We start from the raw sequence: 10,831 nt of genomic DNA, 5'->3' as shown, positions 1-10,831 counted from the left end.
GGCGACACCTGGCGCCCGGGCTGCCCGGTCGGGCCCGAAGAACTGCGCAGGGTCGAACTGGACTACCTCGGCATGGACGGTCAGACCCACCGCGGCAACCTTGTGGTGAACTCCGACTCGGTCGACGACATCGTCGCCATCTTCGAAGACCTGCGGCGGCTGGGCTACCCCGTCGCGAAGATGCAGACCGTCGACAACTATCCGGGCGCCGACGACGAACTGTCCATGCGCGACAACAACACCTCGGCGTTCAACTGCCGGCCGCTGCCCGGCAGCACCGCGTGGTCCCTGCACGCCTACGGACGTGCGATCGACGTCAACCCGCTGATCAATCCTTACATCGATCAGTCGGGTGATTTGCAGCCCAAAACCGCCGGTCGTTACCTCGACCGCACGCTGGCCGACCCGGCACTGCTCAAAGCCGGCGACCCCGCCGTGCGGGCGTTCACCGACCGCGGTTGGCGGTGGGGCGGCGCATGGCGCGATCCGGTGGATTATCAGCACTTCGAGATCGGCTGAAGCCAGTTTCGGCGCCGTCAAAATAGGGCATTGTCACGCCATGGGGCTGACTGTGGCTGTGACCGGGCCGACCGGTGAGATCGGCATCTCGACCGTGGACGCGCTGGAACGCGACCCGGCGGTGGAACGCATCATCGGAATGGCCCGACGGCCGTTCGACCCGTCGGCGCACGGGTGGGCCAAGACCAGCTACCGCCAGGGCGACATCCTGGACCGCGACGCCGTCGACGCACTGGTCGCCGACGCCGATGTCGTGGTGCACCTGGCGTTCATCATCTTCGGGTCGCGCCAGGAGAGCGCGCACGTCAACCTCGAGGGCACCCGCAACGTGTTCGAGGCGACGGTGGAGGCGGCCCGGCCCAGCCGGCTCGTCTACGCCTCCTCGGTCGCCGCGTACGGCTACCACCCCGACAATCCGACGCCGATCACCGAGGACGTGCCCACCCGCGGCTCCCGCGAGCACTACTACTCCGAGCAGAAGGCAGCCCTGGAACGCGTGCTGGAAGAGGTCACCGCCGGGTCCGACCTGGAGGTGTACATCCTGCGGCCGTGCATCGTCGCCGGGCCGAAAGCCCCGGCTCTGGCCGACGTGATGCCGTGGAGCCTGGTGCCCGGGCGGTTGGGGGCGGCGACGCGCATGCTGCCCATTCCCGATCCCGGCACGCCGCTGCAGTTGGTGCATCCCGACGACGTCGCGTCGGCGATCGCCCTGGCGGTGACCACGTCCGCGCCGCAGGGCGCGTACAACCTCGCCGGCGACGGGACCATCACGGTGTCCGATGTGGTCACCACACTCGGCGGGCGCGCCGTGCGGATTCCGCATGTGGCGGCCACCGCGGCCTCGGCGGTGGTGGCCCGGCTGCCGTTCGTCCCCGCGCCGGTGGAATGGCTGCACTCCGTGCGCGCACCGGTGGTCCTGGCCACCACGAAAGCCAAGACCGTGCTGGGCTGGGCGCCGAAATTCAGCTCAGCCGAAGCGCTGGAGGACCTGGCCCGTAGCCGGACGTGAAACTCCCTCCAGCGAGGGCTCTTTGGGCATCTTTAGCGGGAATTGGTATCTACAGGAACCACTTTCGGCTTGCGGAACAGCCGCGGCAGGAAGCCGAGCAGGCCCAGCAGCGCGACGATCGGCAGCAGCCACCATGCCTTGAAGCCGCCGGACTTGTTGTCCGCCTGCGGAGCCGCGACAGCGGAGTCGCTCGGCGCGGTGGCAGCCGGCTGGGGGGTGTTGGCGGCGGTGGGCGCCAGGTAATTGATCGGCTTCGCCGGGGCGAGTGCGGTGTCGATGTTGCCGATGATCGAGTAGTTGCCCTCAACGGCGACAGCCCGGATCCCCGAGCCGGGTGCGAAGTTGACGTTGTTGAGGTTCAGCCACACGATGTTCGGGCTCAGCGCCGACTCGAAGTAGTAGATCTTGTTGGTCGAGTCGGCCACCGAACGCCAGTACGTCGGGGAGAGGTTCGGATGCTCGGGATCCCCGACGCCCCACGGAACCGACACATTGCGCATGACACTGAAAACGCCTGCTACAGCTTGCCGTTCGTCGGCGGTCTGCGGCAGCTTGCCCAAGTAGTACGAGGCGCGCACGAACCGGTCCTGGGATTGGATCGAGCCCGGCAGTTCTTTGTTCTTGTCGACGTCGTCCCACTTGGCGTTGAGTTTCAGTTGCTCATCGTAGGTGGGGCTGTTGGTCATCACCTGGAACTGCCGGCCGTGGTGGATCACCGGCTTGCCGTCGAGGTACTCGATGATCGCCGAGTCGCCGGTGGCGTCTGACACCGACATGTGCACCGTCGGATGCGCCGCATTTCCCGGGCCGAAGTTGATCGGGACGATGTAGATCGACGGGTTGGTGAACGCCTCGACGACTTCGTTGACGGTGGCGTAGTTGGTGAGCACGTAGTCCGTCCAGGCGGTGAAGGACAACCGCGGCCGGTTATCGCTGGGCGCCGGGCCGAAATCGGACTCGCCCAAATAGAGCAGGTTCGCCACCAGGCCCTTCTCGTTCATGCCGTCGAAGACGCCGTCGATCGGGCCGCTCGGATCGGTGGTGCCGGCCGCTTCGATGGCACCGTATTTGCGGGTCCAGGTCAGGGAGTTCTCCCCGCCCCCGCCGTCCTGGGTGGAGCCGCGGGGCACGGCGTAGAGGTGGGAATTGAACGAGTACGGCCAGTCCATCGACCGGCCGGTGATGACCGCGCCGTCCGGTCCGAGCCAGACCACCCGGCTGCAGGCGCTGGCCGGCGGTGCGATTCCGAGAGCGAGCCCCAGGGCGCACAGCGCTGCCAGGAGACGCTGCAAAACTCTTCGTGTCATAAACAGTCCTTAGGTCTAATTTGCGGCGTAATCCTGCCACCGGCACCGGACTGGCTGTGCGGTATCGCTCATTGTCGGCGCGTAATGGGCGACAATAGTTGGCGAAAGCTATCAAAATTCGGCCGGAGGTAAGCATGGGCGAGCGGCGCCGGCTGGGGATTCAGGATGCCCTGTGGCTGGAGATGGACCGGCCGAACAACCTGATGGTCGTCGACTCGGTCATCTGGACCTCAGAGCCGCTGGACTTCGCCGAATTGCGTGCTGTGCTGCAGCAACGGCTGGTCGACCGCTACCCGGTGTTCCGCAGCCGTGCCGTCCGCGACGAGGACGGCTCGTGGTGGTGGGAGCCCGATCCGGACTTCGACCTGGACAACCACGTCTCCCTGGTGTCGCTGCACAACCCCGACGACGCCCGCGCCCTGCAGGAACTTGTGGCAGCACACCGGCACGACCCGCTCAACCGCGACCACGCGCTGTGGCAGTCCATCTGGATCAAAAGGTACGGCAACGGCAGCGCCATGCTGCTGCGCAGTCACCACTCCATTGCCGACGGCATGCGGATGGTGCAACTGGCGATGAGCCTCTTCGACTCGACGCCGCAGGGCGGCCCGGTGCTGGCGCCGGCGGTCATCCAGACCGGAGCGCACCTGCACCCGCCCGGCCGGCCGCTGCCCGAACGCGTACGGTCCGGTGTCGTCGAAGTCGCTCGCGGTGCCACCGACGTGGTGTCCCGGGTAGCGGAATCCAATCTGCGGCAAAGGGCCGCCAACATCGGCCGCTTCGTCCTGCGTAACCCGGTGGGAGCGGGCGCGACGTTGGTGACGGCGGCGCGGGCCGGGGCGTCCGACGTCGCGGGCACCGTGCGGGCCGCCGTGCCCGGCGGTGGACGGCTGGTCGACATCTTCTCTGCGGTGCCGGGCGACGTGGACACCGCGCGCAAACTCTTGCTCGGCACCCGCAACGACGCGACTATCTGGACCGGGACCGCCGGTGAAGAGAAGAGCGTGGCCTGGTCGGATCCGCTGCCAATGGCCGCGCTCAAGGCGGTTGCCCGGGGAAACCGCTGCACCGTCAACGATGTGCTGGTGGCCTGCATCGCCCTGACGCTGCACGAGTACCTGCTGGCGCACGAGGCGCTGTGCTCATCGGTGACCTTCATGGTGCCGGTCAACCTCAAGCCGCTGGACCCGTCGTTGCCCGACTCGCTGGGTAACGACTTCGCGCTGGTGCAACTGGAACTGCCCACCGACGAGCCCGACCCGCACAAGGTGCTGGCCACCGCCAAGCGGCGGATGGACCGGATCAAGCACGGCCACGAGGCCGCGGTCGCGTTCCGGTTCCAGGAGACCATCGCCGGGTTCAGCCGAGGGCTCTACGAGGCCTCGGTGGACCTGTTCGCCAACCGGACGCTGGGCACCCTGACCAACGTCCCCGGTCCGCCCGCCACGGTGTACCTGGCTGGCAGTCAGGTCGAAGGCATCGTCGGCTGGGCGCCGGTGTCCGGGGATCAGCCGATGAGCTTCACCATCTCCAGCTACGCCGGCCGGTTGATTGTCGGAATCGCTTGTGACGCAACGTTGGTGCCCGACCACGAGATGATCGTCGAGGGATTCATCGACGCCTTCGAGCGGCTGGCCGACGCCACCCCCGGGGTGGTGCTGATGCCGGTCAGCTGGGGCCGGGGCGGGGGGAAAGGTCCCCGGAAAGGTCACGGCCGAAGGCAATGAGGGCGCGCCGGCCGAGGTCGAGGATCGTCTGATCGAAGTCGCCGCCGTCGCGGAAGGACAACTCCAATACGCGGTCGGCCATCTCGATGGCAACCAGCAGCGCGCGTGGGTCGGTCTGGGCCGGAATCAGTTCCGCTGACACCAGCATCGCGTGAATGCGGCCGGCCAGGCTCTGCATCCGTGCCCGGACGTGTTTGGTGACGGTAGGGGAGGTGCGACCGCCCATCCATAGCCGCGCCGAACTGGGGAAGAGCCGGTAGTAATGGACGTGCAGGTCGAGTTCGTTGTTGAGCAGGTCGGCGATCGACGTGATTTTCCAGCTGCGCTCGGCCTCCATGCACCTGGCGTCGAGTTCGGCGCAGTGCCGCTCCATCAGCGCGTCGAGGATGGCCTCCCGGTCGGCGAAGAACCGGTACAGCGACGGGTAAGAGACCCCGGCCCGGTCGGCGATGGTCCGGGTGGTGACGGCCTCGACGCCTAGTTCGTCGGCGATCGCGGCGGCGGCTTTGAGGATGCGGGTGACCGTCTTGCGGCTGCGGGCCTGCATCGGTGCGCGACGCTGAACGGGCGCGACGGTCATGGGTGCGGCCCCTCCTGGTTCGCTAGCGGAAAGCCTTGACAGCAGGCGTGAGAAATATAACATTATTCATGTTACGTTTCCTAGCTCTCGGGAGTGACTCAATGTCCGTCGCCGATTCCGTCGCTTCGCTCGACCAGGCACGCCCCAAGGAGCATCTGAGCGGCCACGTCGAGGTGCTCATCGTCGGCGCCGGCATCTCCGGGCTGGGCATGGCGCACTATCTGACCGTCAAGCGACCCGGACACAGCTTCGCCATCGTCGATGGCCGGCAGGCCATCGGCGGCACGTGGGATCTGTTCCGCTACCCGGGCATCCGCTCCGACTCGGATCTGCACACCTTCGGCTACGAGTTCAAGCCGTGGACGTCGGACAACGCCATCGCCGACGGGCATGAGATTCTGGACTACCTGCACGAGGTGATCGACGAGGACCGGCTGGCCAAGCGGATTTACTTGCAGCACAAGGTGGTCCGGGCGGACTTCTCCACCGCCACCGGTAAGTGGACGGTCACGCTGGAGCGCGACGGACAGCAGTGGGACATCACCTGCGGCTGGCTCTTCGGCGCGACCGGCTACTACAACTACGACGAGGGGCACGCCCCGCACTTCGAAGGCCAGGAAGACTTTGAGGGCCAGATCGTGCACCCGCAGTTCTGGCCGGAGGACCTGGACTACACCGGTAAGCGGGTCGTCGTCATCGGTAGTGGCGCCACCGCGGTGACCCTGATCCCGGCAATGGCCGACAAAGCCGGGCACATCACCATGTTGCAGCGCTCGCCGTCCTATGTGATGCCGCTGCCGAAGAAGGATCCGCTGGCCAACACCCTGCGAAAAGTGCTGCCGCCCAAGGCTGCCTACGCCGCCACCCGCCGGTTCAACATCGGCAAGGGCCGGTTCATCTACCACCTCTGTCAGCGCCACCCGAAGGTGGCCAAGCGAATCATCCGCCGCGCCAACGTCACGTTCCTGCCCAAGGGATACGACGTCGCCACCCACTTCAATCCGACCTACAACCCGTGGGACCAGCGGCTGTGCGCGGTCCCCAACGGCGACCTGTTCCGAACCATCGCCAAGGGCAAGGCGTCGGTGGTCACCGACCGGATCGTGCGGTTTACCAAGACCGGAATCCTGCTGACCTCCGGCCAGGAGTTGCCGGCCGACATCATCGTCACCGCCACGGGTCTGAAGCTGCAACTGTTCGGCGGGGTCGAGGTGTCGATCGACGGTCAGCACAAGGACGCCCACGACTGCGTGACCTACAAGGCATTCATGCTGTCGGGCATCCCGAACTTCGCGTTCGCCTTCGGCTACACCAACTCCTCGTGGACGCTAAAGATCGACCTGCTCTGCGAGCACCTCTGCCGGCTGCTGTCCTACATGGACCAGCACGGCTACACCACCGCGGTTCCCGTCGCCGATCCCACCATGGAGCGGCGGCCGATGCTGGACTTCGCGGCCGGCTACATCCAGCGGGCCAGCGCCGACTTCCCGCAGCAGGGCACCAGCGGCCCGTGGACCATCGAGATGGATTACTGGGCCGACCATTCCCGGCTGCGCAAGGGCCCGGTGGATGATCCGGCGCTGAAGTTCAGCACTGCCCGGCCCGCCGTCGTGGCCCCGGAGCTCACTTCAGTCCTCGACTGAGGGAGTCCGGGCACGGGCATGCGCGTCGTCGATTGTGCGTGATTCCTCAACCAACCGGCGGTTCCCCAGCGCACAATTGCGCCCATGACCGCCGAATCCGACCCGCAGCAGCGCGCCGCCCTGGAGCAGCTGACAGAGACCGTTCTCAGCGCTGTGGAAGGCGCGGTCGATCCGGGTGGCGAACGTCTGGACGCCGCCCTAGACGTCGTGCGGCAGAGCATGATCGAGTTCGTCCGCCGCTACAACCGGCTCAAGGTCGACGTCGAGGCGAAGACCCTCAAAGGGCCGGTGCTGTTCGTCGCCAACCACGGCTTCGGCGGCATCGTCGACCTGAACGTCATGGCGGTGTGCGCGGCGCTGGAAGAACTGGAGTTGGACCAGTCGCCCGTCTTCCTCACCCACCAGTTGGCGTGGACGGTCGGTGTCGGACCCATCGTCGAGCACATGGGCGCCCGGCCGGCCAATCAGGACAGTGCCACCGAGGCCTTCGCCGAGGGCCGCTCCGTGGTGGTGTTCCCGGGCGGTGACCTCGACGCCGCGAAGTCCTTCTCGGATCGCAATCAAATCGTCTTCGGCGGCCGCAGCGGATTCGCCCGGCTGGCGATCGAGGAAGGCGTGCCGATCGTTCCCATCGTCACCGCCGGGGCGGGGGAGTCGCTGCTGGTGCTCTCCGACGGCGAACGGCTCGCCCGCGCAATGAAATTGGACAAGCTGCTTCGGATCAAGGCCCTCCCGGTCAGCCTGTCGTTCCCCTGGGGACTCAATGTGGGCACCACCGGGCAGCTGCCGTACCTGCCGCTGCCCACCAAGCTGTACACCCGGGTGCTGGCCGCCACCACCGCCGGGCCCGACGAGGACTCCGAGGCCTATGCCGAGCGGGTGCACACCCTGATGCAGGACGCCATGGACGACATGACCAAGAACCGGGTGCCGCTGATCGGCTGAGGTCCGCCGCTGAACAGCCGACAACCTTCGCCTCCCGACCCCGGGACTTTAGCCTCTCTTCCTGTCGGTGGTGGGCGCCTAGCGTCGCCAGTCAGGGCACACGATGTCGCGGCATCCAACGCCCTGGGGGTCAGCGTCCCGGAGGGGACTGAGCGAGATGACGACAAACGAATTCAGGGGGGAACTGATGGATCAGATTCGGGTTGGCGGTAGGGCTTTAATCGGTGCGCTGGTGTCTGGTGTGCTGGCCGCTGGGACACTGACCGGTGGCCCAGCCGCGAATGCCACGTGCGCGTCGTTCTTCGGGATCGGCAACAGTGCTGATTGCACGAGCGGACTCAGCAGCATCGCCGTCGCACTCGGACCCAACGCCACTGCCACCGCCCAGGGAATCCTCGGCGCAGCTTTCGCGATCGGCACCGGCGCGGAAGCCCAGATGAACGGCAACGGGAGCCTCGCCCTCGCCGCGGGCCCCAACGAGAGGGCGTTTGCCTTCGGGACCCTCGCCGCCGCCCTCGCCGTCGGCGTTGGGGTCGGATCCACCTACGCCATTGTTATAGCGGGCGACTCAGCAAGCGACTTCCTCAACATCGCCATCGGCATCGGCAAAGACGGTGCCGCGTGGGCCGGTGCAAACGCATATTTACCCATAGCAGACCTTGGCAACGTGGCGTTATTTCTCGGCGAGGGCGGCATGGCCGCCTCGGCGGGCATCTTGAATTCCGCGATCAATGTCGGGGGGAACGGGGCCTTTATCGACAATGGCGCGCGCGCTCTCGGCGTCTTGAACACTGCCGTGAACCTCGGCGGTAACAACAACTCCGTTGGCGCAGGGCCTGGTCCGCTGGCGATTGCAGTATCCGCCTTCACATCTGGTGCGACCGTCACCAAATCAGGACCCGGTTTCAACATCAATGGATTCAGGGTGCCAAACACGGCAGCGGCGACGGCAGCGGCGACAGCGGCGGCGGCGGACCTCGGACCTGTCAGCAGCACGCCCAGCACCTCCCGGGCGGTGGACTTGTCATCGCTGCCTGCCCGGCGCGGCACCGTGGAAGTCTTGGCCAGACCGGCGGCGGCGAGCGTGTCGGCGCGGAACGACTCGGTGCAAGCTGGGCAGCAGGCCGCCGGCAGACCTGAGAAAGCGCCCACACGTGGACATGAACGTGCTCGCGGGCGGCCATGAATCTGCGGCCGGTTCGGCTCGATCGAAGACGCCCGACGGCACTGCCGCGGGCTGGGATTGATTGCCGCCCATGTACAACGCCGTGGCAGTCAGAACCGGTTTATGTCAGGTGACCGGCACGTCCAAAATCGGCCGGGGCTCGTCGGCGCCGGGACCGTCGAAGTGCCACCACTCCCCGGAATAGACCGCTAACCCGCCGGCGGCCATGGCGTTTCGCAGCACGGCCCGGTTGGCCTGGGCGGCCGCACTGACTCCCGCGGTGGCGTAGGCGATGGACCGCGGTGTGAAGTCGTCGAAGCCGGTGCCCATGTCGACCAGGTGGCCGGCCGCGGCGAGGGTGACGTCCACCGACCGGGCGGCTTCGTGGCTACGGGCGTACGGGCCGGGTTGGGCCACCCACGCCGGGTCCGGGACCACCTCGAACATCCGCACCTGCACCTCATGCGGGCGGTAGCAGTCCCAGAACACCAGGGTGTAGCCCTGTCGGCGCAGCGCCGCCGCCGCGGTGGCCAGGCCCGAAGCCAGCGACTCGTGCACCAGGCAGCGGGCGCCGGCCGGGTACAACTGCACGCCGGTGAAGTTGTCGGGCGTGGCGTAGCGCAGGTCGACGACGGCGTCGGGCACCACGGTGCGCACGTCGATCAGCCCGGCGGCCTGGGCCTGCGGGCTGACCGGGGGCACGCCGCCGGCCGGGGCGGCGCTCACCATTGCCGGGCAGGCCAGTGCGCCGGCGATCGCCGCCGCTGCCAGAACTCGTCGCATCCCAGCATTGTCGGCTATCGGGCCGCCAGGGCGCCTGATAGGCCGCTGCCTAGATCCAGATGCTCGGCCTCGTAGCGGTACCGGGGGTAGCTCAGCCGCCGGTGGGTCAGCCAGGCGATCGCCAACGCCGCCAGGGCCGCGACCAACACTGTCCCGAACCCGGCGCTGAACACCGCGGCGTCCTGCGCGATGATCCCGCGGTCGGCGAGCACCTGAACGTAGGTCGCCGTGCCGTTGATCGAGCCGTGCAGCAACATGGCCAGCAGCAGGCTGGCCCGGGTGTTGTTGGACAGCCAGGTCAACACCACCGAGACGGTGACGGTGAAAGCCACGAAAGTCAGGGCGCTCACGACCGCCGGCACACCACCGCCGCTGATCCAGCTGGGGATATAGAGGAAGAAATGCCAACCGCCCCAGAGCAATCCGAGCAGCACGCTGCCTCGCAGCGGGCCGAACCGGTGCTGCATGCGGGGCAGCGCGAACCCTCGCCAGCCGGTCTCCTCGAACAGCGGCCCGAACACGAAGTGCGACAGGAAGGCCAGCGGGTACAGCGCCAGCGCGGCAGGCGTCAACGCCCGCAGCGCGCCCGGTCCGACGAGCAGCGCGGTGAGCAGCAGCTGGCCCAGCGGGATCATCAGCAGTGCCACCAGATACCACCGCACGCCGACGTCCCAGCACGTCAACCGCTGCCAGAGCCGCCGCAGACCGGGCCGGCCGGTGGTGACCGCCGTCATCAGCAGCGCACTGCCGGTGACCCCGATCATCACCCCGGGCAGGGTGTAGATCGAGGGCACGTGCCGGGTCGCCGAGAACGCCGGCAGGCCGGTGAACACCATGGGCGCCCACAGCAGCCAGGTCAGCCCGTAGGCGAGCACGAAGAACGACACCAGCGGGTGCGACCGCAGCAGATTCCTCACGAGCTGCTGCCGATGCGGCGGTCGGCGGTCAGCAGCAGGTTGTCGTAAGCGGCCCGGCTGGGAGCGGCATTGGCATTGGTTTCGTCCTGCGCCAGGTTGACGAAGTCGTCCACCACCTGCGCGGCGAGCCGCCGGAGCTTGACGTTGGCCTCCTGGGATCGCCACCGCAGCAGTTCGAACGCGGCATCGGCGGTGATTCCGTAGACAACCATGAGCATGCCCTTGGCCTGCTCGAT

General features: G+C 67.3%; 11 protein-coding genes. 6 read left to right on the top strand and 5 right to left on the bottom strand.

Translation table 11 applies throughout. From position 1 onward, the window contains the following. The coding region (locus ADBZ6I_RS12400) for a M15 family metallopeptidase (RefSeq protein ID WP_526384239.1) at window positions 1–519 on the top strand (519 nt) is incomplete at its 5' end. 40 nt (window positions 520–559) lie between these two features. Then, window positions 560–1,528, top strand: coding sequence for an NAD-dependent epimerase/dehydratase family protein (locus ADBZ6I_RS12395; protein ID WP_526384237.1), 969 nt, complete (start codon window positions 560–562; stop codon window positions 1,526–1,528). A gap of 32 nt (window positions 1,529–1,560) precedes the next feature. Here the strand turns inward: ADBZ6I_RS12395 and bsh are convergent, their stop codons facing one another. Continuing rightward, the gene (gene bsh / locus ADBZ6I_RS12390; RefSeq protein ID WP_526384235.1) at window positions 1,561–2,835 is read right to left on the bottom strand and encodes a bile salt hydrolase; all 1,275 of its coding nucleotides are present in this window, start codon (window positions 2,833–2,835) and stop codon (window positions 1,561–1,563) included. Window positions 2,836–2,969: 134 nt separating this feature from the next. On the opposite strand from bsh, the gene ADBZ6I_RS12385 reads away from it, so the two are divergent. Continuing rightward, complete coding sequence (locus ADBZ6I_RS12385; protein WP_526384233.1) at window positions 2,970–4,562, top strand: WS/DGAT domain-containing protein; 1,593 nt, start codon at window positions 2,970–2,972, stop codon at window positions 4,560–4,562. Here the strand turns inward: ADBZ6I_RS12385 and ADBZ6I_RS12380 are convergent. Further along, a complete protein-coding gene (locus ADBZ6I_RS12380) occupies window positions 4,504–5,142 on the bottom strand; it encodes a TetR/AcrR family transcriptional regulator (RefSeq protein ID WP_526384231.1) in 639 nt (212 codons plus the stop codon). The genes ADBZ6I_RS12385 and ADBZ6I_RS12380 overlap by 59 nt on opposite strands. A 101-nt stretch (window positions 5,143–5,243) precedes the next feature. Here ADBZ6I_RS12380 and ADBZ6I_RS12375 point away from each other — a divergent pair, with 101 nt between their 5' ends. From ADBZ6I_RS12375 to ADBZ6I_RS12365, 3 genes are all read left to right on the top strand, one after another. Next, on the top strand, window positions 5,244–6,785 hold the full coding sequence (locus tag ADBZ6I_RS12375) for a flavin-containing monooxygenase (RefSeq protein ID WP_526384229.1): 1,542 nt from the start codon (window positions 5,244–5,246) through the stop codon (window positions 6,783–6,785). 84 nt (window positions 6,786–6,869) lie between these two features. Further along, window positions 6,870–7,730, top strand: a complete 861-nt coding sequence (locus tag ADBZ6I_RS12370; RefSeq protein WP_526384227.1) for a 1-acyl-sn-glycerol-3-phosphate acyltransferase — start codon at window positions 6,870–6,872, stop codon at window positions 7,728–7,730. Window positions 7,731–7,887: 157 nt separating this feature from the next. Further along, window positions 7,888–8,916 (top strand): hypothetical protein, encoded by a 1,029-nt coding sequence (locus tag ADBZ6I_RS12365; RefSeq protein WP_526384225.1) that lies wholly within the window; start codon window positions 7,888–7,890, stop codon window positions 8,914–8,916. Between the two features lie 105 nt (window positions 8,917–9,021). On the opposite strand, the gene ADBZ6I_RS12360 is transcribed toward ADBZ6I_RS12365, so the two are convergent. The 3 genes from ADBZ6I_RS12360 to ADBZ6I_RS12350 all read right to left on the bottom strand — a co-directional run. Next, window positions 9,022–9,678, bottom strand: coding sequence for a M15 family metallopeptidase (locus ADBZ6I_RS12360; RefSeq protein WP_526384223.1), 657 nt, complete (start codon window positions 9,676–9,678; stop codon window positions 9,022–9,024). A 14-nt stretch (window positions 9,679–9,692) separates the two neighbouring features. Further along, a complete protein-coding gene (locus ADBZ6I_RS12355) occupies window positions 9,693–10,595 on the bottom strand; it encodes a CPBP family intramembrane glutamic endopeptidase (RefSeq protein WP_526384221.1) in 903 nt (300 codons plus the stop codon). Continuing rightward, on the bottom strand, window positions 10,592–10,831 hold a 240-nt coding region (locus ADBZ6I_RS12350; protein WP_526384219.1), incomplete at its 5' end, for an ANTAR domain-containing protein. The genes ADBZ6I_RS12355 and ADBZ6I_RS12350, both read right to left, overlap by 4 nt.

This window comes from Mycobacterium sp., assembly GCF_044342925.1.
Lineage (GTDB): Bacteria > Actinomycetota > Actinomycetes > Mycobacteriales > Mycobacteriaceae > Mycobacterium.
This window is presented reverse-complemented; position numbering and strand designations above follow the sequence as displayed.

What these genes read in the sequence shown, in the direction of transcription:
- ADBZ6I_RS12365 (WP_526384225.1), top strand. Translation starts at nt 7,888, where the DNA reads ATGACGACAAACGAATTCAGGGGGGAACTGATGGATCAGATTCGGGTT.
- bsh (WP_526384235.1), bottom strand. Translation starts at nt 2,835, where the DNA reads ATGACACGAAGAGTTTTGCAGCGTCTCCTGGCAGCGCTGTGCGCCCTG.
- ADBZ6I_RS12395 (WP_526384237.1), top strand. Translation starts at nt 560, where the DNA reads ATGGGGCTGACTGTGGCTGTGACCGGGCCGACCGGTGAGATCGGCATC.
- ADBZ6I_RS12360 (WP_526384223.1), bottom strand. Translation starts at nt 9,678, where the DNA reads ATGCGACGAGTTCTGGCAGCGGCGGCGATCGCCGGCGCACTGGCCTGC.
- ADBZ6I_RS12370 (WP_526384227.1), top strand. Translation starts at nt 6,870, where the DNA reads ATGACCGCCGAATCCGACCCGCAGCAGCGCGCCGCCCTGGAGCAGCTG.
- ADBZ6I_RS12380 (WP_526384231.1), bottom strand. Translation starts at nt 5,142, where the DNA reads ATGACCGTCGCGCCCGTTCAGCGTCGCGCACCGATGCAGGCCCGCAGC.
- ADBZ6I_RS12385 (WP_526384233.1), top strand. Translation starts at nt 2,970, where the DNA reads ATGGGCGAGCGGCGCCGGCTGGGGATTCAGGATGCCCTGTGGCTGGAG.
- ADBZ6I_RS12375 (WP_526384229.1), top strand. Translation starts at nt 5,244, where the DNA reads ATGTCCGTCGCCGATTCCGTCGCTTCGCTCGACCAGGCACGCCCCAAG.